The organism is Rhodococcus sp. AH-ZY2 (assembly GCF_030916465.1).
Classification (GTDB): Bacteria; Actinomycetota; Actinomycetes; order Mycobacteriales; family Mycobacteriaceae; genus Rhodococcus; species Rhodococcus ruber.
The window spans coordinates 4321879-4343624 of record NZ_CP126458.1 but is presented as its reverse complement, the minus strand read 5'-3'; the positions used below and the strand labels follow the sequence as shown (position 1 = coordinate 4343624).

20 protein-coding genes are annotated in these 21746 nt (G+C 70.7%); 9 read left to right on the top strand and 11 right to left on the bottom strand.

Translation table 11 applies throughout. The annotated features are described in order from the left end of the window. Positions 1 to 72: 72 nt before the first annotated feature. Genes QNA09_RS20820 through QNA09_RS20810 form a run of 3 tightly spaced genes read left to right on the top strand, consistent with a single transcriptional unit; the run spans position 73 to position 6328 of the window. Positions 73 to 1749, top strand: a complete 1677-nt coding sequence (locus tag QNA09_RS20820) for an NAD(P)-binding protein (protein WP_302070014.1) — start codon at positions 73 to 75, stop codon at positions 1747 to 1749. Next, positions 1746 to 5318: a pyruvate:ferredoxin (flavodoxin) oxidoreductase gene (gene nifJ, locus QNA09_RS20815; protein WP_308072056.1), complete on the top strand. Its 3573-nt coding sequence runs from the start codon at positions 1746 to 1748 to the stop codon at positions 5316 to 5318. Before QNA09_RS20820 ends, nifJ begins: the two co-directional genes overlap by 4 nt. Then, positions 5318 to 6328 carry a dihydroorotate dehydrogenase-like protein gene (locus QNA09_RS20810; protein WP_308072055.1) on the top strand — a complete coding sequence of 337 codons (1011 nt, stop codon included), beginning with the start codon at positions 5318 to 5320 and terminating at the stop codon, positions 6326 to 6328. Before nifJ ends, QNA09_RS20810 begins: the two co-directional genes overlap by 1 nt. Positions 6329 to 6390: 62 nt before the next feature. On the opposite strand, the gene QNA09_RS20805 is transcribed toward QNA09_RS20810, so the two are convergent. From QNA09_RS20805 to QNA09_RS20780, 6 genes are all read right to left on the bottom strand, one after another. Beyond that, on the bottom strand, positions 6391 to 7452 hold the full coding sequence (locus QNA09_RS20805) for an ArsO family NAD(P)H-dependent flavin-containing monooxygenase (protein WP_308072054.1): 1062 nt from the start codon (positions 7450 to 7452) through the stop codon (positions 6391 to 6393). Positions 7453 to 7495: 43 nt separating this feature from the next. Beyond that, the gene (locus tag QNA09_RS20800; RefSeq protein ID WP_308072053.1) at positions 7496 to 7897 is read right to left on the bottom strand and encodes a DUF2703 domain-containing protein; all 402 of its coding nucleotides are present in this window, start codon (positions 7895 to 7897) and stop codon (positions 7496 to 7498) included. A gap of 118 nt (positions 7898 to 8015) precedes the next feature. Beyond that, the gene (locus QNA09_RS20795; RefSeq protein ID WP_308072052.1) at positions 8016 to 8432 is read right to left on the bottom strand and encodes an arsenate reductase ArsC; all 417 of its coding nucleotides are present in this window, start codon (positions 8430 to 8432) and stop codon (positions 8016 to 8018) included. Positions 8433 to 8451: 19 nt separating this feature from the next. Beyond that, positions 8452 to 9111 (bottom strand): arsenate reductase ArsC, encoded by a 660-nt coding sequence (locus QNA09_RS20790; protein WP_010595622.1) that lies wholly within the window; start codon positions 9109 to 9111, stop codon positions 8452 to 8454. A 23-nt stretch (positions 9112 to 9134) separates the two neighbouring features. Then, entirely contained in the window at positions 9135 to 10214 is a 1080-nt protein-coding gene (gene arsB, locus QNA09_RS20785) for an ACR3 family arsenite efflux transporter (protein ID WP_006945076.1), read from the bottom strand. Then, positions 10211 to 10612: a helix-turn-helix transcriptional regulator gene (locus tag QNA09_RS20780; RefSeq protein WP_029540137.1), complete on the bottom strand. Its 402-nt coding sequence runs from the start codon at positions 10610 to 10612 to the stop codon at positions 10211 to 10213. Before QNA09_RS20780 ends, arsB begins: the two co-directional genes overlap by 4 nt. 71 nt (positions 10613 to 10683) lie before the next feature. On the opposite strand from QNA09_RS20780, the gene QNA09_RS20775 reads away from it, so the two are divergent. The 3 genes from QNA09_RS20775 to arsA are packed head-to-tail and all read left to right on the top strand — an operon-like array spanning position 10684 to position 13321. Then, a complete protein-coding gene (locus QNA09_RS20775) occupies positions 10684 to 11100 on the top strand; it encodes a low molecular weight phosphatase family protein (protein ID WP_308072051.1) in 417 nt (138 codons plus the stop codon). Positions 11101 to 11117: 17 nt separating this feature from the next. After that, positions 11118 to 11504, top strand: a complete 387-nt coding sequence (gene arsD, locus QNA09_RS20770; RefSeq protein ID WP_017679680.1) for an arsenite efflux transporter metallochaperone ArsD — start codon at positions 11118 to 11120, stop codon at positions 11502 to 11504. 26 nt (positions 11505 to 11530) lie between these two features. Next, positions 11531 to 13321 carry an arsenical pump-driving ATPase gene (gene arsA / locus QNA09_RS20765; RefSeq protein WP_140188961.1) on the top strand — a complete coding sequence of 597 codons (1791 nt, stop codon included), beginning with the start codon at positions 11531 to 11533 and terminating at the stop codon, positions 13319 to 13321. A gap of 66 nt (positions 13322 to 13387) precedes the next feature. Here the strand turns inward: arsA and QNA09_RS20760 are convergent, their stop codons facing one another. The 3 genes from QNA09_RS20760 to QNA09_RS20750 all read right to left on the bottom strand — a co-directional run bounded on the left by QNA09_RS20760 (position 13388) and on the right by QNA09_RS20750 (position 16785). Beyond that, the gene (locus QNA09_RS20760; protein WP_119700102.1) at positions 13388 to 14710 is read right to left on the bottom strand and encodes a bifunctional o-acetylhomoserine/o-acetylserine sulfhydrylase; all 1323 of its coding nucleotides are present in this window, start codon (positions 14708 to 14710) and stop codon (positions 13388 to 13390) included. Positions 14711 to 14985: 275 nt separating this feature from the next. Continuing rightward, positions 14986 to 15498: an OsmC family protein gene (locus tag QNA09_RS20755; RefSeq protein ID WP_119700101.1), complete on the bottom strand. Its 513-nt coding sequence runs from the start codon at positions 15496 to 15498 to the stop codon at positions 14986 to 14988. Between the two features lie 174 nt (positions 15499 to 15672). Further along, on the bottom strand, positions 15673 to 16785 hold the full coding sequence (locus tag QNA09_RS20750; RefSeq protein ID WP_102031666.1) for a glutamate--cysteine ligase: 1113 nt from the start codon (positions 16783 to 16785) through the stop codon (positions 15673 to 15675). 173 nt (positions 16786 to 16958) lie between these two features. Between QNA09_RS20750 and QNA09_RS20745 the strand changes: the two genes are divergently transcribed. Next, positions 16959 to 17888, top strand: a complete 930-nt coding sequence (locus QNA09_RS20745) for a DUF5996 family protein (RefSeq protein ID WP_072786501.1) — start codon at positions 16959 to 16961, stop codon at positions 17886 to 17888. A 75-nt stretch (positions 17889 to 17963) separates the two neighbouring features. Here QNA09_RS20745 and QNA09_RS20740 read toward each other — a convergent pair whose 3' ends face one another. Both QNA09_RS20740 and QNA09_RS20735 read right to left on the bottom strand, forming a co-directional pair. Next, the gene (locus QNA09_RS20740) at positions 17964 to 18905 is read right to left on the bottom strand and encodes a diiron oxygenase (protein ID WP_017679675.1); all 942 of its coding nucleotides are present in this window, start codon (positions 18903 to 18905) and stop codon (positions 17964 to 17966) included. Positions 18906 to 19064: 159 nt separating this feature from the next. After that, positions 19065 to 20099 carry an adenylate/guanylate cyclase domain-containing protein gene (locus QNA09_RS20735; protein ID WP_017679674.1) on the bottom strand — a complete coding sequence of 345 codons (1035 nt, stop codon included), beginning with the start codon at positions 20097 to 20099 and terminating at the stop codon, positions 19065 to 19067. A 143-nt stretch (positions 20100 to 20242) separates the two neighbouring features. Here QNA09_RS20735 and QNA09_RS20730 point away from each other — a divergent pair, with 143 nt between their 5' ends. Both QNA09_RS20730 and QNA09_RS20725 read left to right on the top strand, forming a co-directional pair. Continuing rightward, positions 20243 to 21031, top strand: a complete 789-nt coding sequence (locus tag QNA09_RS20730) for a DUF6319 family protein (RefSeq protein ID WP_010593706.1) — start codon at positions 20243 to 20245, stop codon at positions 21029 to 21031. Between the two features lie 44 nt (positions 21032 to 21075). Next, on the top strand, positions 21076 to 21738 hold the full coding sequence (locus QNA09_RS20725) for a hypothetical protein (RefSeq protein WP_010593705.1): 663 nt from the start codon (positions 21076 to 21078) through the stop codon (positions 21736 to 21738). The last annotated feature ends 8 nt before the right edge of the window (positions 21739 to 21746 follow it).

Sequence of the window (21746 nt, the reverse complement as noted above, 5' to 3'; positions counted from 1 at the left end):
GGCGCGTCGTCGGCATGCCGGCGCCGCCGCAATCCGGTGCCGGACACCCGGCCGGAGCCCTATCGTGAGGGGATGACTGCCGACGAGCGCAGTGGCGGGGCGACGGGCGGGCGTCCGGCCCGGCCGTCGGAGGAGCTCACGCCGCTGCCGGATCTGGTGCACGGCCGTCCCCGCGCGGGGCCGGTGCGCCGGCGTCGGCCCGTGTATGTGGATCTGCTGCCGCCGTGCAACGCACGGTGCCCCGCCGGGGAGAACATCCAGGCCTGGCTCGCGCACGCGAAGGCCGGCCGGTACGAGCAGGCCTGGCGGCAGCTCGTCGCCGACAATCCGTTCGCCGCCGTCCACGGCCGGGTGTGCTACCACCCCTGCGAATCCGTCTGCAACCGCGCCACTCTGGACAGCGCCGTGTCCATCCATTCGGTGGAGCGTTTTCTCGGCGACCGGGCACGCGAGCAGGGCTGGATGTTCGAGCCGCCCCCCACCCGCACCGGCAAGCGGGTACTGGTGATCGGTGCCGGGCCGAGCGGGCTGTCCGCCGCCTGTCACCTCGCCCGCCGCGGCCACGACGTCGAGATCCGCGACGCCGGCGCCGAGCCCGGCGGGATGATGCGCTACGGCATCCCGAACTACCGGCTTCCGCGCGACGTGCTCGAGGCGGAGCTGGAGCGGGTCGCGGCACTGGGTGTGCAGCTGACCTGCAACCACCGGGTCGAGGATCTCGCGGCGGAACGCGCGGAGGGCGGTTTCGACGCGGTGTTCGTCGCGGTCGGCGCGCATCTGGCCAAACGGGTCGACATCCCGGCCTGCGACGCGGGCACGATGATCGACGCGGTGTCGTTCCTGCGCGGTGTCGCCTCCGGGGAGAACCCGCCCGTCGGGCGGCACGTGGCCGTCTACGGCGCCGGCAACACGGCGATGGACGCGGCCCGGGTGGCCCGCCGGCTCGGGGCCGAGGACGCGGTCATCGTCTATCGCCGCACCCGCGAGCAGATGCCCGCCCACGTGGGGGAGGCCGAGGACGCCGAACGCGAAGGCGTGCGGATCAACTGGCTACGCACGGTCACCGCCTTCGACGGGCCCGAACTGCAGGTCGAGGTCATGGAACTCGACGAGTCCGGTCGTCCACGGCCCACCGGCCGTTTCGAGACGCTGGCCGCGGACACCCTGATCATGGCGATCGGCCAGGAGACCGAGTCGGCGTTCATGCGCACGCTGCCCGGGGTCGAGTTCGAGCGGGACGGCAGCGTGCGGGTGGACGAGTCGCTGATGACCGGCTGCCCCGGGGTGTTCGCAGGCGGCGACATGGTGCCCGGCGAGCGCACCGTCACGGTGGGGGTGGGCCACGGGAAGAAGGCGGCGCACCACATCGACGCCTGGCTGAGTCGAGTGTCCGGCAAGCGACCCGCCAAGCATCCGATCGCGACGTTCGACCAGCTGCACCTGTGGTACTTCGCCGACGCGGATCGGCGGGTCCAGCCGGAATTACCTGTCGAGGAACGTCTTTCCGGATTCGACGAGGTGGTCGGCGGAGTGTCGGCCGAGGCGGCGACCTTCGAGGCGGGCCGGTGCCTGTCGTGCGGCAACTGCTTCGAGTGCGACGGCTGTCTCGGCGCGTGCCCGGAGGACGCGATCGTCAAGCTGGGTCCCGGCCACGGCTACCGGTACGACTACGGCAAGTGCACCGGCTGCGCGGAGTGCTTCGAGCAGTGCCCGGTGCACGCCATCGAGATGTTTCCGGAGCCGACATGACGCGTGCCACGGTGGACGGTAACGAGGCGGCCGTGTCGGTCGCCTACCGGCTCAACGAAGTGTGCTGCATCTATCCGATCACCCCGTCGTCGGCGATGGCCGAGCTGGCCGACGAATGGTCCAGCCGGCACCGGCCGAACCTGTGGGGCACCGTGCCGAGTGTGGTGGAGATGCAGAGCGAGGGCGGCGCGGCGGGCGCGCTGCACGGCGCGCTGCAGGGCGGGGCACTGGCGACGACGTTCACCGCGTCGCAGGGCCTGCTGCTGATGATCCCGAACATGTACAAGATCGCCGGCGAGCTGACCTCGGCGGTCATGCACGTCGCGGCCCGGTCCCTGGCCGCGCAGGGACTGTCGATCTTCGGTGACCATTCGGACGTGATGGCGGTGCGCCAGACCGGGTTCGCGCTGCTCGCCTCGGCCTCGGTGCAGGAAGCACACGACCTGGCGCTGGTGGCGCAGGCCGCGACCCTGCGGACGCGGGTGCCGTTCGTCCACTTCTTCGACGGCTTCCGCACCTCGCACGAGCTCAACACCATCGAGACGCTGACCGACGACGACCTGCGGGCACTGGTGCCCGAGGAGCTGATCCACGAGCATCGCGGACGCGCGTTGTCGCCGGAGCGGCCGTTCATCCGGGGCACCGCGCAGAACCCGGACACCTACTTCCAGGCACGGGAGACGGTCAACCCGTTCTACGCCCGGGTTCCGGCGGTGGTGGACGAGCTGATGGCGCAGTTGGGTGAGCGCACCGGCCGCGGCCTGCGCATCGTCCAGTACGCCGGGCACCCCGAGGCGGAACGAGTGCTGGTCTTGATGGGATCCGGGGCGCAGACCGCATCCGACACCGCTGCCGCGCTCGCCGCCCGCGGTGAGCGCGTCGGGGTGGTGCAGGTGCGGCTGTACCGACCCTTTCCCGCCGAGGCGCTGCTGGCGGCGCTGCCGGCGACGGTGCGCGCGATCGGCGTGCTGGACCGCACCAAAGAGCCCGGGTCGCACGGCGAGCCGCTGTATCTCGACGTCGTCGCGGCCCTCGCGGAGGCGCATGCCGACGGTGAGCGAGCCGTCATGCCCCGGATCTGCGGCGGCCGCTACGGCCTGTCGTCGAAGGAGTTCACACCCGGGATGGTGGCCGGCGTCTTCGCCGAGCTCGCCCGTGGGCGGCCCCGGCGCCGGTTCACCGTCGGCATCGACGACGACGTGTCCGGCACCAGCATCGCCTACGACCCGTCCTTCGACATCGAATCCCCCGACACCGTGCGGGCGATCTTCTACGGCCTGGGCTCGGACGGCACCGTCGGGGCCAACAAGAACACCATCAAGATCCTCGGCGACGAGGAACACCTGCACGCGCAAGGCTATTTCGTCTACGACTCGAAGAAGTCCGGCTCGCAGACCGTCTCGCATCTGCGTTTCGGACCGCGGCCCATCCGCGCACCGTATCTGGTGAGCCGCGCGGACCTCGTCGGCTGCCATCAGTTCCGATTCCTCGACAAGATCGACGTCCTGGGACCGGCCGCACCGGGAGCGACCCTGCTGCTGAACTGCAGACACCGGCCGGACAAGGTCTGGGACGCGCTGCCCCGCCGGGTCCAGGAACAGATCCTCGACAAGGGGATCACGCTGTACGCCGTCGACGCGGGCCGGATCGCTCGCGAGGTCGGGCTCGCCGGGCGGATCAACGTCGTGCTGCAGACCTGCTTCTTCGCGATCTCGGATGTGCTGCCGCGTGAGCAGGCCGTCGCCCGGATCAAGAAGTCGGTGGAGAAGACCTACGGCAACCGTGGAGCCGACGTGCTGCGACGCGAACTGGCCGCGGTGGACCGGGCGTTGGACGAGCTGCACCGGATCGAGGTGCCCGGCCGGGTGACCACCACCCGAGTACCGGCGCCGATCGTGCCGGAGCACGCGCCCGAGTTCGTCCGCACCGTCACCGCGGAGATGATGACCGGGCGTGGGGATGCCTTGCCGGTCAGCGCGTTTCCCGTCGACGGGACCTATCCGAGCGGCACCACCGCCTACGAGAAGCGCAACATTTCGGAACTGGTCGCAGCATGGGACCCGGACACCTGCATCCAGTGCGGAAACTGCAGTTTCGTCTGTCCGCACAGCGTGATCCGCACCAAGTTCTACGACAAATCCCACCTGGACGGTGCCCCGGAGCAGTTCGGCTCGGCGGCACTGGGGGCCGTGGGTCTGCCGGACGCCCGGTACACCCTGCAGGTCTACACCGAGGACTGCACCGGGTGCGGGCTGTGCGTCGAGGCCTGTCCCGCCGTGACTCCCGGCGCGACGGTCACCAAGGCCATCAACCTCGCACCCCGCGAACCGCGAGTGGCCGCCGAACGCGAGAACATCGCCTTCTTCGAGACGCTGCCGACGGCCGACCGGGCCCGGGTGGACTTCGGCACCGTCCGCGGAACGCAGTTCCTCGAGCCGCTGTTCGAGTTTCCCGGCGCCTGCGCGGGCTGCGGGGAGACCCCGTACCTCAAGCTGCTCTCCCAACTGTTCGGCGACCGGTTGATGATCGCGAACGCCACGGGCTGCTCGTCGATCTACGGCGGCAATCTGCCCACCACCCCCTGGGCGACCAATGCGGACGGCCGCGGCCCCGCCTGGTCCAACTCGCTGTTCGAGGACAATGCCGAATTCGGGCTGGGGTTCCGGCTGGCCGCCGACGAGCACACCCGGCTCGCCCGGCGGCGCCTGACCGAACTGCGGGAGGCGGTCGGTGCCGACCTCGTCGAGAGCATCCTGACGGCGCCGCAACTGCGCGAGTCCGAGCTGCGCGCCCAGCGGGAACGGGTCGCCGAACTCGAAACCCGTCTCGCAGAGCTTGATCCGACCACGACCGCCGACCTGCGCAGTGTGCTCGACCACCTGGTACGGCGCAGCGTGTGGATCGTCGGCGGCGACGGCTGGGCCTACGACATCGGTGCCGGGGGTCTCGACCACGTCCTGGCCAGCGGTCGCAACGTCAACGTCCTGGTCCTCGACACCGAGGTGTATTCCAACACCGGGGGACAGATGTCCAAGGCCACCCCGCTCGGCGCGATCGCGAAGTTTGCCGCAGCCGGCAAGACGGTTCCGATGAAAGACCTTGCGTTGCAGGCCATCGCCTACGGCAACGTCTACGTCGCCCGGGTCGCGATGGGTGCCGATCCGCAGCACACCTTGCAGGCGATGCGGGAAGCCGAAGCCTACGAGGGCCCGTCGCTCGTCATCGCCTACAGTCAGTGCATCGCGCACGGTATCGACATGCGTCACGGGATGGACCAGCAGTACCGCGCGGTGGCCAGCGGGCACTGGCCGCTGATCCGCTACGACCCGGTGTTGCGGGCGGCCGGGGAGAATCCGTTCCTGCTCGATTCGCACCGGCCGAGGATTTCGCTCGAGGACTACCGCAGCCGCGAGCTGCGGTACCGCGCGCTCGCCAACACCGACCCGGCGGAATACGACCGGCTTCTCGGCCTCGCCGAGGAGGCGATCGCTCAGCGCTGGGACCGGTACGAGGACATGGCATCGCAAGGGTCGCACCACTTCACCGCCGACGCCCGCAAGGATCGCTGATGGACCTGTCGACGCGCTACCTGGGCCTGGACCTGCCGAATCCCCTGATGGCGGCGGCATCCCCACTGTCCCGCACGGTCGGTGGGGTCCGCCGGCTCGCCGACGCGGGCGTCGGTGCGGTGGTGCTGTGTTCGCTGTTCGAGGAGCAGCTGCTGCGTGAGGCGGAACGCAATGCGGCACTGACCGAGCACGGTTCGCAGAGCTACGCCGAGTCCTTGTCGTACTTTCCGGGCGACGCCGTCGAGGACCACGGACCGCGCCGCTACCTGAGCCTGCTCGAACGCGCCGCGCAGGCGGTCGCCGTCCCGGTGATCGGCAGCCTGAACGGCGTCACCCCGGGCGCGTGGGCGGGCTACGCACGCTCGATGCAGGACGCCGGTGCGGCCGCCATCGAGCTGAACATCTACTACCTGCCCGGTGATCCGCACATCAGTGGCCGGGACGTCGAACAACGACACCTCGACGTCCTGGACCGGGTCGCGGACGCCGTCACCGTGCCGGTCGCGGTCAAGATGAGCCCCCAGTTCAGTTCGATCGGCGAGATGGCGCTCCGTCTCGACGAGGCCGGGGCCGACGGACTGGTGCTGTTCAACCGGTTCCTGCAGCCCGGCATCGATTCCGAAACCCTCACGGTGGTCCCGGCCGTGACCCTGTCGACCCGCGCGGAGACCCGGTTGCCGCAGACCTGGATCGCGTTGCTGCGGGGACGGGTGCGCGCCGACCTGGCCGCGACCACCGGCGTCGAGGACGCCACCGACGTGATCGAGTATCTGCTCGCCGGTGCGGACGTCGTGCAGTCCGCCTCGGCATTGCTGCGCCACGGACCCGAGTACGCCGCCGTCCTGCTCGACGGTGTGCGTGAGTGGATGCGCCGCAAGGGATATCACAGTGTCGACGAGTTCCGCGGCGTGCTCGCCGTGTCGTCCGGCGCGGACGGGACCGGCCGCGGACGCGGTGACTACGTCGGCGCGCTCCGCGAGGCCGACCACCGCGCCTACGGCATCGTGTGAGGCTTCCGGTCCCGCTCGAGCCCCGGGGGTGCTCATAGGGGCGTTCCGGCCGCGGTGCCGGCTCAGAGGTCCAGCGCCAGGCCGGCGACGGTGGCCTTGGCGGTGCGCCCGACCCCGATCAACGTGGCCGAGCCGGGGCCGGTCCAATCCCCGTAGCCGAGCAGATGCAGCTTGGGTTCCTTCAACGCCTGGGTGCCCGCCACATCGATCGAACCGTCGGGCCCGCGCAGGTGCAGCGGCCGCAGCGGCGCCAGGGCGGGGCGGAATCCGGTGGCCCAGACGATCACGTCCGCGCGCCGGCTCTCCCCGGTGTCGTCCCACGAGATGCCGTCCCGGGTCAGCCGGTCGAACATCGGCAGCGGATCCAGCGCGCCGCGGTCCCGGGCCGCGAGGACCTCCGGAACCATCACGATGTCACCGAGGTCGGTGATACCGCCCGGATCGGGGCGTCCGGCCGCCAGCGCCAGCGCGCGCCGCGAGGCCATCTCGAACAACACGCGTCCGTCGACGTCGTCCGGCAGGAACCGCGGCGGCCGGGTGGTCACCCAGGTGGTGTCGGTGACCTCCGAGATCTCGGCGACCAGCTGGGCGCCGGAGTTGCCGCCGCCGACCACCACGACCGCCTTACCGGCGAATTCACCCGGGGTGCGGTACTGCACGGTGTGCAACTGTCTGCCCGCGAAGCCGCGGGCTCCGGGACAAGCGGGCCAGAACGGTTGCTGCCAGGTGCCGGTGGCGCTGATCACCCGCCGTGCCCGCCACACCCGCTCCGCGGTGTCCACCCGCAGCCGCTCCCCGTCGTCGTCGCGGGTGACCGCCCGCACCCGCACCGGCCGCCGCACCGGCAGGCCGTAGCGGCGCTCGTACGCGGTCAGATACTTGATCACGTGCCGGGCGGGTGGGAACCCGTCCCGCCACGGCGGCATCGGCCATCCCGGCAGCGACGCGTACTCCGCGGGGGAGAACAGCCGCAGCGACGGCCAGGTGTGAGGCCACGCGCCGCCCGGTGTGGGCTGATCATCGAGGACGACGAACTCGAGCCCGGCCCGGCGCAGGTAGTACCCGGCGGCCAGGCCGGCCTGCCCGCCCCCGATCACCACGACGTCCACCTCGACCGTGCTCATCGTCTCCCTCGTCATCGCGTGCGCAGATCGTCGATCCCGGCCGTCAGGGGTGACCGGGGGCGTCGAGCAGGCTCGCCGCGGCGATCAGGGCGGCCTTGACGATCAGTCGTTCGGGGATCTCTTCGAAGGTGACCGGTCCGAGTGCCACTGTCCGGCACGGGGAGTCGCCGCACACCGAGCAGCATCGGCTGCTGCCGACGTCGGCGTCGAGCCAGTCCTCGAGCGGGCGGCCGGCGATCCAGATGCGGTTGGATTCGGCCGGGTTCGCGGCGAAGGCGGCGTCGTCGAGTTCGCGGACCTCGAGGTGCGGTGCGATGCCGAGCGGGCGCAGGACCTGCTCGAGCGTGCCGATCGCGTCCTGGACCTGCTCACCGGTGCCGGCGCAGCGGCGGCACGTCTGTCCCTGGCTGACCAGGCGTTGCCAGACGATGGGCAGTGCCGTCATCGCGCACCCCTTCTCGGTTCGCGGGGAAGGTGGGAGTCGACCCGGCTCCAGTGTGGCCGACCCGGCCGGGCCGCAGGGCGTGTCCTGGTGGATCCGGCCGGACACGCCCTGCGCTCGGTCAGCTGCGGACGGCGCCGGGGACGAGTTCGGCGATCAGCGCCTCGACCCGCGTCTTGATCTCGTCGCGGATGGGGCGGACCGACTCGACGCCCTTGCCGGCCGGGTCCTCGAGCACCCAGTCGCTGTAGCTCTTGCCGGGGAAGACCGGGCAGGTGTCGCCGCAGCCCATGGTGATCACCACGTCGGAGGCTTCGACGGCGTCGGTGGTGAGGATCTTCGGGGATTGGGTGGAGATGTCGATGCCGAGCTCGGCCATGGCCTCGACGGCGGCGGGGTTGACCTGATCGGCGGGGGCGCTGCCGGCGGAACGGACCTCGACGGCGTCGCCGGCGAGGGCGGTGAGGAATCCGGCGGCCATCTGGGAGCGGCCGGCGTTGTGCACGCACACGAACAGCACGGACGGCTTGGTGGTCATCGAGGGAACCTTTCGGGTGTCAGGCGGTGGGAACGGCGGTGAGGTCGGCGAGCAGAGCGCGGACCCGGGCGTCGACGTCGTCACGGATGGTGCGGACGACCTCGAGGGATTGCCCGTCCGGGTCGGGGACGGTCCAGTCGAGGTAGCGCTTGCCGGGGTAGACCGCGCAGGCGTCGCCGCAGCCCATGGTGACGACCACGTCCGCGGCGGCGACGACGTCGTCGGTGAGCGGTTTGGGGAACTCGGCGCCGAGATCGAGGCCGAGCTCGGCCATGGCCTCGACCACCACCGGGTTGATCGCCGCGATCGGCGCGGAGCCCGCGGAGCGGACGTGGACGCGGCCACCCGCGTGGTGATCCAGCAGGGCGGCGGCCATCTGGGAGCGGCCGGCGTTGTGCACACAGACGAACAGCACCTCCGGAACGTCCTTGGCGACGGCGCCTTCGGCCTGGGCCAGTGCGGTCAGGCGTTCGGCGGCGAAGCGCGGGGCGAGCGCGGTCAGGTGGGTGTAGACGGTCGCGGTGCGGCGCAGCGCCGCATAGGACTCGAACACCACCCGTTCGACGGTCTGCGGGGAGAAGATCCCGTCGTACTTGTCGGCGAGGTGCTCGGCGGCACGCTGGAGTACCGCCTGCGGCATGAGCAGTTCGGGCTGGTAGCGGTCGGAGTGGTCGGACATGTCGGCTCCCTGGCTCTCGGGCTTCACGAAGCGGCGGGGGTGGCGGAGGGGGTGAAGCGCTTGCGCAGGGCGAGCGAGACGTAGACGAGGCCGACGAGCACGGGCACCTCGATGAGCGGTCCGACGACGCCCGCGAGGGCCTGGCCGGAGGTGACGCCGAAGGTGGCGATGGCCACGGCGATGGCGAGTTCGAAGTTGTTGCCGGCCGCGGTGAACGCGAGGGTGGTGGTGCGCTCGTAGCCCAGGCCCATCGCCGCGCCCAGGAGGTAGCCACCGCCCCACATGATCGCGAAGTACGCCAGCAGCGGCAGGGCGATGCGGGCGACGTCCCACGGGTGGGAGGTGATCTGCTCGCCCTGCAGCGCGAAGAGCATCACGATGGTGAACAGCAGGCCGTACAGGGCCCACGGCCCGATCCTGGGCAGGAACTTCTGCTCGTACCAGGTCCGGCCCTTGGCCTTCTCGCCGAAGTGGCGGGTGAGGAAGCCGGCGAGCAGCGGGATGCCGAGGAAGATGAGCACCGACTTGGCGATCTGCCAGGGCGAGACGTCGAGGGTGGTCTGTTCGAGTCCGAGCCAGCCCGGCAGCACCGAGAGGTAGAACCAACCGAGGCCGGCGAACATGATCACCTGGAAGACGGAGTTGAGTGCGACGAGCACGGCGGCGGCTTCGCGGTCGCCGCAGGCGAGATCGTTCCAGATGATGACCATGGCGATGCAGCGGGCCAGACCGACGATGATCAGCCCGGTGCGGTACTCGGGCAGGTCGGGCAGCATCAGCCAGGCCAGGGCGAACATCAGCGCCGGCCCGACGATCCAGTTCAGGACCAGCGAGCCGATCAGCATCCGCCGGTCGCCGGTGACGGTGTCGAGCCGGTCGTAGCGCACCTTGGCCAGCACCGGGTACATCATGATCAGCAGGCCGAGGGCGATCGGCAGCGAGATGCCGTCGATCTCGACGGTGGAGATGATGTCGCCGAGACCCGGGATCAGGCGGCCGAGCAACAGGCCGGCGACCATGGCGACGCCGATCCACACCGGCAGGAACCGGTCGAGGGTGGACAGCTTGCCGACCACGGCCGGGTGGTCGCTGGTGGTGGTCACGAGGCGACCTCCTCGAGGGTGCCGGCGGGCGCGCACGACGAGGTCGCGACGAGCCCGGATTCGACGGACAGCACCGCGGACAGCTGTGCCAGAGCGGCGGGGACGACCCGGTAGTGCACCCAGGTGCCGCGACGTTCGCAGTCGAGGAGGCCGGCCTCCCGCAGCACCTTCAGATGATGCGAGATGGTCGGCTGCGACAGGTCGAAGGACGGTGAGATGTCGCACACGCAGCACTCGCCACCCTCGTGGCTGGCGATCAGGCTCAGCATCCGCAGGCGCACCGGATCGCCCAGGGCCTTGAACATGCGGGCCAGGTCACCGGCCCAATCGGAGGTGAGCGGCTCGCGGCTGAGCGGCGGGCAGCAGGGCTCGTCCCCGCGCGGCGGTTGATTCGGCATGCGTCTATATTGACGGTTGTCGAAACACGGCGTCAAACGGACAGCCGGCCCGGTCGAAAGGAAACCCTCCCGTGCGCACACCTTCGGTGCTGTTCGTCTGCGTGAAGAACGGCGGCAAGTCCCAGATGGCCGCCGCGCTGATGCGCAAGGCGGCGGGTGACCGCATCGTCGTGCACTCCGCCGGGACGGCACCGGGTTCGGCGCTCAACGCCCTCTCGGTGCAGGTGCTCGAGGAGGTCGGCGCACCGGTGGCCGGCGAGTACCCCAAGCCGGTCGATCCGCAGCTACTGACCGAGGTCGACCTGGTCGTCACCCTCGGCCGCGACGCCCGCGTCGACGCGGCGCACGCGGAGAACTGGGACACCGACGAGCCGTCCGAGCGCGGCATCGACGGCATCGAACGGATGCGCCTCGTGCGCGACGACATCGCCGCCCGAGTCGACGCCCTCGCCGCCCGGCTGCTCGACTCCGCTTCCCCCACCCGCTGATCCGACCAGGAGAAACCATGAGCACCATCGCAGTCTTCGAACCGGCCCTGTGCTGCAACACCGGCGTGTGCGGCGACGACGTGGACCGCAACCTCGTCACCTTCACGGCCGACATGCAGTGGCTGAAGGATCAGGGTGCCACCATCACCCGCCACAACCTGGCCAACGATCCGCTGGCCTTCGCGCACACTCCCGCCGTCAAGCGCTTCCTCGAGGTCGCCGGCTCCGCCGGTCTGCCGCTCGTGCTCGTCGACGACGTCACCGTGCTCACCGGGCGCTACCCCGATCGGACCCAGCTCGCCGCGTGGGCGGGACTCGACGTCGCCCAGGCACCCGTCGGCGCGACGATGCTGAATGTCGCGGACGATGCCTGCTGTACACCCGGCGACGCCACCTGCTGCTGAGCCGTCGAGGACGAGGAGATCACCGGATGACCACCCCCACGTTTCTGACCGACCCGCCGAGGTTCGTGTTCTTCACCGGCAAGGGCGGCGTCGGCAAGACCTCCATCGCCTGTGCGAGCGCACTGCGTCTCGCCCGCGCCGGGAAGAAGGTGCTGCTGGTCTCGACGGACCCCGCCTCGAACGTCGGTCAGGTCTTCGGCCTCACGATCGGCAACGCCCTCACCGCGATTCCCGCGGTGCCCGGCCTGTCGGCGCTCGAGATCGATCCCGAGCAGGCCGCCGACGCCTACCGTGAACGCATCGTCGGGCCGGTGCGGGGATTGCTGCCCGACGCCGAGATCGCCTCGATCACCGAGCAGCTCTCCGGCTCCTGCACCACCGAGGTCGCCTCGTTCGACGAGTTCACCTCGCTGCTGACCGACACCGACGGCGAGATCGCGTCGTTCGACCACGTGCTGTTCGACACCGCCCCCACCGGACACACCATCCGGCTGCTGCAGCTGCCCGGGAACTGGACCGAATTCCTCGCGGCGGGCAAGGGCGACGCATCGTGCCTCGGACCGCTCGCCGGGCTCGACAAGCAGAAGACCATGTACGCCGCCGCGGTCGACGCCCTGGCGGACCCGCGGCGCACCCAGCTCGTGCTCGTCGCCCGCGCCACCCGCTCCGCTCTCGCCGAGATCGACCGCACCCACGGCGAACTCGCCGCGCTCGGGCTGAGCCGCCAGCACGTCGTCGTCAACGGCGTCCTGCCGGCGCCGTCCGGCGACACGGACCCCCTCGCCCTCGCGATCCACCGCCGTGAACAGGCCGCGTTGGCGGGCATGCCGGCGGCGCTGAAACCCTTGCCGCTGGACCTGATCGAGCTCAAGGCCGCGAACATGATCGGTCTCGATGCCCTCGGGACGCTGTTCGAGACGGCCGACGTCGGCACGGACCTCCCTCCGGAGATCGGTGCGGTGCCGGACGTCGCGGATGCACCGCTGCGCGCCCTGATCGACGAGATCGAGCGGGACGGACACGGTCTCGTGATGTGCATGGGCAAGGGCGGGGTCGGGAAGACCACGGTCGCCGCGGCCGTCGCCGTGGCCCTGGCCGAACGCGGGCACGAGGTCCACCTGACCACCACCGACCCTGCCGCACACCTGACCGAGACCCTGCACGGCGACGTCGAACACCTCCATGTCTCGCGCATCGATCCCGCCGAGGCCACTCGCGCCTACCACGAGCGGGTGATGGCCACCAAGGGTGCGCACCTCGACGAGCAGGGCCGGGCGACCCTCGCCGAGGACCTGCGCTCCCCGTGCACCGAGGAAGTGGCGGTGTTCCAAGCATTCTCGCGGGTGATCCAGGAGTCCCGGCGCAAGTTCGTCGTCGTCGACACCGCGCCCACCGGCCACACCCTGCTGCTGCTCGACGCCACCGGGTCCTACCACCGCGACGTCACCCGGCAGCTGGGCCCGGGCCTGCACGCCGTCACCCCGATGATGCGCCTGCAGGACCCGGCTTCGACGAAGGTCCTGTTGATCACCCTCGCCGAGACCACTCCCGTGCTCGAGGCCGCGGGGCTCCAGGGCGACCTCGAACGTGCCGGCATTCACCCCTGGGCGTGGGTGATCGACAACTCCGTGGCCGCCGCCGCGCCCACCGCACCGCTGCTGCGCCGCCGCGCCGCCGCCGAGCTCGAGCAGATCGACAAGGTCCGCACCGAACTCGCCGAGCGCTACGCGGTCGTGCCGCTGCTCGCGACCGAACCGGTGGGAGTTCCGGCGCTGCGAGCACTCGGCGAGGCCTCCACCCGCGTCGCCGCCCGGTAGATCACGCCCACGAAAGGCACGGCCCCGCCCCGGTATCCGGGGCGGGGCCGCGTGTGGGAGGCAGGATCAGGCGCCGGCGGCCTCGAGGCCGGTGGTGAGGTCGGCGAGGATGTCGTCGATGTGTTCGATGCCGACGGCGAGGCGGACCTGGCCGGGGGTGACGCCGGCGGCGAGTTGTTCGGCGGCGGTGAGCTGGGAGTGGGTGGTCGAGGCGGGGTGGATGACCAGCGAGCGCACGTCGCCGATGTTGGCGACGTGGCTGTGCAGGGTCAGCGCGTTCACGAACTTCTTGCCGGCGTCGACGCCGCCGGCGAGTTCGAAGGTGACGATCGCGCCGGTCCCGCGCGGGGCCAGAGCCCGGCCGCGCTGGTGCCAGGGGGAGGAGTCGAGGCCGGCGTAGGCGACGGCGGTGACCTCGGGGCGGCGGGCGAGGAAGTCGGCGACCCTGCCGGCGTTGGCGACGTGGCGTTCCATGCGCAGGCTCAGGGTCTCGAGGCCCTGGGCGATGAGGAAGGCGTTGAACGGGGAGACCGCGGCGCCGAGGTCGCGCAGCAGTTGCACGCGGGCCTTGAGGGCGTAGGCGGGGGCGCCGAGGTCGGCGTAGACCACGCCGTGGTAGCTGGGGTCGGGGGTGGTGAACTGGGGGTGGCGGGCCGTGCCGTCGGGTCCGGCGGCGGTCCAGTCGAAGGTGCCGCCGTCGACGATGACCCCGGCGATGGCGGTGCCGTGGCCGCCGAGGTATTTGGTGGCCGAGTGCACGACGATGTCGGCGCCGTGCTCGAGGGGGCGGATCAGGTAGGGGGTGGCGACGGTGTTGTCGACGATCAGCGGCAGGGCGTGCTCGTGGGCGACGGCGGCGACGCCGGGGATGTCGAGGAGGTGGTTTTTGGGGTTGGCGATGGTTTCGCCGTAGAAGGCGCGGGTGGTGGGGCGGACGGCGGCGCGCCACTGGTCGAGGTCGTCGGGGTCGTCGACGAAGGTGACCTCGATGCCGAGGCGGGGCAGGGTGTAGTGCAGCAGGTTGTAGGTGCCGCCGTAGAGGTAGGGGCTGGCGACGAGGTGGTCGCCGGCGGCGGCGAGGTTGAGGATGGCGTAGGTCTCGGCGGCCTGGCCGGAGGCGAGGAGCAGGGCGGCGACGCCGCCCTCGAGGGCGGCGATGCGTTGTTCGACCGCGTCCTGGGTGGGGTTCATGATGCGGGTGTAGATGTTGCCGGGTTCGGTGAGGCCGAACAGGGCGGCGGCGTGGTCGGTGTTGTCGAAGGTGTAGCTGGTGGTCTGGTAGATCGGCAGGGCGCGGGCGCGGGTGTCGCCGCCGGCGGGCTGTCCTGCGTGGATCTGCTTGGTCTCGAAGCTCCAGGAGGCTGCGGGATCGATGGGGGTTTCGCTCATGGGGTTGCTGCTCCGTTGTTCGGTCGACGATCGTCTCGGGGTGACGTGACGGTTCCCGCCCGGGACGAGACACGGGGACGCCACGTCGATGCACACTCGGGATGCCCGGTACGGGCGAGGATCGGGTGCGGCCGGTCAGACGGCCGGACACCCGCACATACACATGCGCACGGCGTGGCAGCGGGCGGAGGGCCCCGGCATTGCCTGAATTCGTGTCCGGCTCACGCGCCCGACACTATCTGCTCCGCGGGACGCCGACCAGTGCGCCCCGAAATTCACGCGATCTCGACCACGGTTCGCACCGGGGTCGGGTTGCGCGTCAGATCGAGGACGGGGCAGTGGGCGTCCACCGCTTCCTGCAGTTCGAGGTAGCGTTCGCGCGGCTCCGGTCCCGACAGCGTAACGGCGACCCGCACCTCCCCGAATCCGGGGCGGACGTCGCCGAAGCCGAAGAACCCACGCACGTCCAGATCGCCTTCGGCGCGCGCCGAGATGTCGTCGACGCGGATCCCGAGCTGCTCTGCCCAGACGCGGTAGGTCACCACCTGGCAGGACAGCAGCGAGGCGAGGTAGTACTCGACGGGGTTCGGCGCGGTGTTCTCCCCGCCGAGAGCCGGCGGTTCGTCGACCTCGACGCTGAACCTGCCGAGGGCGACGGTGCTGGCGACGGCGTCGTGCCCGTGCGCTTCGGCGCGGAAGACGGCGTGAGCCCGGATGGGGTCGCCGGCGATCGCCTCACGATTCGTGTCGACGACGGCGCGCAGGTGGGTGGACGGAGCAGTGGTCATGAATGTGCTTCCTCGACAGTCGGTTCGGGGGAGAGACGGGCCTACGGACACGGACACGTGGACGTCGCCGTGCGGGCGAAGTCGATGTGGCGGCGACGGGTCAGCAGGAGCACGGCGCAGACCGTAACCAATTCCCGACCGGAAAGCTAGGGATAGGTGCGTGTGTTCCGCGGCTCAGTGGGTGCACCCGGCGGACGTCAGTTCGGCCAGCCGGGCGATCACGTCCTGGGCGGTGCCGCCGGCGGCGAACACCCGTCGCTGCCGGACGGCCCCGTTTCCGCATCCGAGCACGGCGTGCAGACCCTCACGCGCCTGCTGGTAGCTGCCGAGATCCTCGAGGGCCGGCCGGACGTGCTCGATCATCGCCCTGAGCAGGTGCGCGGCCGGGCGGCGGGCGGTCGAGGGCAGGTCGATGCCGTCGCCGGGCAGGCCGTCGCGCGCCGCGCGCCAGTACGCGGCCCGCAGTACTTCGGAGGAGAAGGCCACGGCGGTGCGGCCCGCTTCGAGATCGCGCAGAGCGGTGAGCACCAGAGCGCGAACGAGGACAGCGACGAGGACCGTCTCGGCGACGGTCACGGGGACGTCGCACACCCGCACCTCGACGGTGGGGAAATTGGTCGACGGACGGACGTCCCAGTAGACCATCGCCTTGTCGAGGATGCTGCCGCACTCCAGCATGGCCGCGACGGTGTTGTCGTACTCCTCCACCGACGAGAAGTACGGTGGCGGACCGGCGCTCGGCCAGCGCGACCACAGGATCGAGCGCCAGCTCGCGTACCCGGTGTCGACTCCCCGGTGGATCGGGGAGTTCGCCGACAACGACAGCAAGGTGGGCAGCCACGGACGGAGGTGATTGCTCACCTGCACGGCGGTCGCCCGGTCCGGCACGGCCACGTGCACGTGACAGCCGCAGATGCCCTGTTCGCGGGCCAGCATGCCGAAGTGCCGTTCCATCCGCAGGTACCGCGGCTTCTCCGTGACCGGAAGCTCCCGGGACCCGACGACCGGGACACCCACCGCCACCAGCCGGGAACCGCAACGGCGGGCGGCCTCGGCGACGAGGGATCGCCGGGTGGACAGGTCGGTGTACAGCTCGTGGGCGTCGTGGCAGACCCCTGACGCCGTTTCGACCTGGCACCGGTCCAGTTCGTACTGCAGTTCCACCCCGAGGGCGCGGGCCTGCTCGACGACGTCGGAGTTGTTGACGGCGGGTTCTCCGGTTTCCGCGTCGACGAGGAGGAATTCCTCTTCGACCCCCACCGTGGGGAGGTCGGACGATGTGGCCATGGTGCCCCCGGCGGGAGTCGCGGTTCGTACCTGAATTCTGCGCCGCCGCCGACGGCGGCGCAGCACTTGTCCGGATACGCGTTCCCGGAGCGGGTGCGCCGGCGACGGGATTCCGTCGAGGAGGCCCGGCGGACGGCCCGGCCGAGTAGGGTCGTTTCCCGAACCGGGGAGGCGTGGTGAACGAATCGGCATCGGTTCCGGGCGAGGCGTGGCCGCGATTGCGCACGGCCGACTGGGCCGCGACTCGGGACACCCTGCACATGTGGTTGCAGATCGTCGGCAAGATCCGGCTGGCTCACGCGCCGATGGTCAACCACTGGTGGCAGGCGACGCTGTACGTCACGCCTCGCGGGCTGGGGACCTCGTCGATTCCTTACCGGCACAACGTATTCGACATCGAGTTCGACCTCTGCGAGCACATCCTGCGCATCCGCTCGAGCGACGGTGGCAGCGGCTGCGTCCCGCTCGCTGCGCAGTCGGTGGCGGATTTTCACGGACGCGTTCTCGGCACCCTGGACGAGTTGGGCATCGCCACCCGGATCCAGGGCACCCCGAACGAGGTGGATCCGGCGATTCCGTTTGTGCAGGACCACGAGCACAACACGTACGACCCCGACGCGGCCCACCTCTTCTGGCGGCAACTGCTCGAGGCCGATCGCGTCCTGCACGAGTTCCGAGGGGACTTCCTCGGCAAGGTCAGTCCGGTGCACTTCTTCTGGGGCGCGATGGATCTCGCCTGCACGCGCTTCTCCGGGCGCACCGCGCCACCGCACCCCGGAGGCATCCCCAACTGCGCCGACTGGGTGATGACCGAGGCCTATTCGCACGAGCTCAGCAGCTGCGGATTCTGGCCCGGGGGCGCGGACGAAGGCGCCTTCTATTCCTACGCCTATCCGGCGCCGGAGGGTTTCGCCGAGTATCCGGTGCACCCGGACGCCGCGTACTACTCCACCGAACTGGGCGAGTTCCTGCTGCCGTACGAGGCGGTGCGGACCGCGGCCGACCCCGACGCGGAACTACTGCGGTTCCTGCGCAGCACCTACGAGGCGGCCGCCGATCTCGGCCGCTGGGAGCGAGCCGATCTCGAGCGGCCGACCGGATGAGGGTGCGTGCCGGCGACCCCGACCGGACGGGTCGCGCGAGACCCCACGACCTCGCGCGACCCCGCCGGTGACGGCTCAGAGCAGGTGGACCTTCTTGTAGAGAATCTTCGACGGCCCACCGATCAGGCCGACGCTGTCGAGGAACGTCATGAGCTTGGCGCCGGACTTGCGCACGCGGTCGTGGTAGTGGGTGTTGTTCGCGGCCTCGGCGAGTGCGCGGTCTCGGTCGAGTCCCGCGTTGCTGTACACGTCGGGATGGATCATGCTCTTGACCACGAAGTACACGGTCACCGCGGTGTTGATCCGCTCGAACTGCAGGCGGGCGCGGCTCGCCCCGGCCAGCCGGCGCGCGACCTCCTCGCGGGCGAACCGGATGTGCCGGGCCTCTTCGAGGACGTGGATCTTGCTGACCGTGCGGGTGACCGGCTGGACGCGTTCGTCGCGCATGAAGTCGCGCTGCATCATGTCCAGGATCTCCTCCGCGGCCATGACGCTCGCGTAGGCGTTGGCACCCCGGAAGAACCCGCCCCACACCCGGCCGAGGCGGTGGATGTAGCGGGCCGGGCCGTAGTCCGGCATGCCGAGGCGTTCCCCGGCCCGGCCGAACATGACGGAGTGGCGGCACTCGTCGGCGACCTCGGTGAGGGCGAACTGCACGTGGCGGGAGTGCTTGTCACGGTTGTAGACGTCGCGCAGCAGCATCTGCATGAGCAGGATCTCGAACCACAGGCCCACGCTCGAGACGCTCGCGGCCTCGTGCTTGGTCAGTTCGATGCGCTGTTCCTCGGTCATCTCGTCCCACAGTGCCGTGCCGTACAGCGTGCTCCACTCGGGGGTCATGCCGTACTTGTCGGTGGGGACGGGGGCGTCCCAGTCGACCTCCACCGTCGGGTCGTAGGACTTGCGGGCCGACGAGGCGAGCAGGCGCTGCGCGGTCTCCTCGCGCTCGGACAGCGGGACGCCGGGGACGAAGCCCTTGCTCTCGGCTTCCGACGGGCGGGTGAGCGATGCGGTCATGTCTCCACCTTTTAGTGTGACGACTGGTAACTGTTAATCCGAGGTTACCTCGACAGCCGTCGGTGCACAACGGGTGCGTGCGGATCGGGGCCGTGAGGGCCCGTGCGCGTCCGGCCCGGCAGTGCGTCGACGACACACCGCCGTGAATCGGGGCGCTGCTCAGTCCTGGGCCGGCCGCAGCACCGAGGGGCGCAGCCGATGGAAGTCCTTCACCCGCAGCGCCCGCAGGGGACGCAGCCGAAAACGGTCGTCGCCTTCGAGAACGTCGGCGAGGGTCGAATCGACCAGCACCGTCCCCGGTCGTGCGGCACCGGTCAGTCGCGCGGCGATGTTGACCGCCGAGCCGAACATGTCCCCGAACCGGGCCAGGACCGGCCCTTGCGCCATGCCCACCCGCAGATCCGGGGCGTCGGGTCGCGAAGTCGACGACTCCTGCAGCGCGAGCGCGATCCGCGCCGCGTCTGCCGGATCCTCGGCGGCGAACATCACCTCGTCGCCCACGGTCTTGATCACCCAGCCGCCGCCCTGGGTCACGATGCCCGTCGCGGTCGACTCGAAGTCCTCGAGCAGATCGTTGAGCTCGTCGGCGTCGATCCGACGGGTCAGGCGGGTGTACCCCACCATGTCGGCGAAGCCGACCACCAGGACCCGGCCGGCGGACTCGCCCCCGGCCCGCACCACGTTGCGCCCGGTCGTGGCCACCAGGTGCCGGCGCCACACGTACAGCTGCAGGTTCTCGGTGAGCGGCAGCACCCGTTGCAGCAGGCCGTCGACGAACGACCGGATCTCCTCCTCGGACGGGGTGGCTCCGGTGTACTCGGTCTCGAGCCGGTCCAGGATGTGGGTGTTCATCAACGTCACCTCCCACTCGGCCAGTCGCGACATGGACTGCCCCAGCGACCGCGCGGCCGCGAGCTCCAGGTCGGGGTGCAGGGCGCCGCTGCTCACGATCGCGTCGATGTTGCGCAGAGCCGCGACGTCACCGTCCGTGAACGTCCGCGCGTCCGGGTCCGGGTCCACGGTGAATCCCAGCGCCTGCCAGAGCCGTTGGGCGCGTTCGAAGTCCACGCCGGCCAGGGCGGCGCTCTCCTCCTGGGTGTAGCGGCGTTCGCCGCCGAGCAGGGTTCGTTCGAGTTCGGCCTGCACGGCCTGCAGGAGCTCGGTCCCGAGCTCCGGTTGCTCCGACGCGCTCACGTCGCTCCTTCCCGGCCGCCGAAGGTGACCGGCCGACCCAGCATCGCCCACCACAGTTCGGGTGCGCAACGAATTCGCGAGAGTGTCGCACCTGTGTGCGACAGTGATCGCGCCTCCTGCACCCCCAGCACGAAAGGACGCGCATGCCGCCCCGCAGACGAGCCGGCGCCACCGGCCCGGATCACCTCACCGACGAGCAGCTCGCCGAGCTGACCTCCGCCGTCGCGGACGGTCGCCGTGCCACCGTCTATCTCATCGAGGGCATCCCGAGCCTGGGCATCGCGCCGGGCGCGTCGGCCCGGGCTGTGTCGGTGGCGGGCCGCACCGTCACCGTCCGGCCCAAGGGCGTCGACGACGAACTGCCCTTCGAGGCCGAGGAGTTGCGCCTGACGAAGGAGCCGGCCCGCAAGGCCGCGGATCGATCCACCCCGCGCCCCACCGCCCCGCGCCCCACCGCCGCGCGCCCCACCGCCCCGCGCACCCCCGCGCCGCAGCCGGCGGCATCGGGGGCCGCCCGCGGTCCCGCCCCGACGAGCTCGTCCCCGGCGTCCCCGCCCGCCACGAAGGAGACCACCGCCGTGCCGCCCACCGCACCCGAACCGCAGACCGGCGCGACCCCGAAGCCCAAGGCCGCGCCGCGCCGGGCCAAGAAGCAGCCCGGGGTGACCGTCACCATCACGATCGATCCCGAGCAGGAGTGGACGGTCGGTGTCGCGCAGGGCACCAGACGTCTGAGCAAGGCCAATCCCGTCAGCCCCGACGCCGTCGAGCGCGCCGTGCTCGAACTCGGCGACGAGGCGGCCCTCGAAGCGGTCCGGTCGGTGATCGACGCGGCGCGTCAGGCGGCGGAGGAACGCGTCGCTCAGCTCAGCCGTGAACTCGAGGAGGCCAGAAAGGCGTTGGAGAGCCTGGGGTCGGGTTCGACCGGGTAGGCTGACCCGCTGATGCGGCCGGAACCGGCCGGGCGGGAGGGCTCATGTTCAAGCGCGTTGCGATGGCGATCGTCGCAGGTGTTGCACTGCTGGCAGGTGGGACGGGCGTCGCGGTCGCGGCGCCGCCGGTTCCGCTCGGGGGCGGGTCGGGCATCACGCTCGGCAACGGTTCCGAGGATCTGTTCGACTGCACGCTCGCCACGATCGGCAACGACCGGGCCGGCCGGCTCGTCGGCTTCACCGCCGGACACTGCGGCGGGCCCGGGACGACCGTGAAGTCCGAGATGGACCTCGGCGCCGGCGTCCTCGGCCGGATCGTCGGGACCAACGAGGTGCTCGACTACTCGGTCATCGAGTTCGACCGCGGCCGAGTCGCACCGGTGAATCGGGTCGGCAACGTCACCATCACCGGCGTCGGCACCCCCGTGGGGTTCCCCAACGTGGCGTGCAAGGAGGGCCGCACCACCGGCAACACCTGCGGTGTCGTCTGGGGCGACGTGTTCAACTCCCAAGAGACCTGGACGCAGGTGTGCGTGGTCGAGGGCGACTCCGGTGCCCCGCTGGTCGTCGGCACGACCCTCGTCGCCATGGTCAACGCGTACCTGCTCACCCCGTGCATCGGCCCGGAGGTGGGCACCAACTTCGTCACGATCCTCGGCGACGTCGACGCCCGCGGCGGCGTCGGTGCGGGGTACCGCCCCATCTGACGTACCGG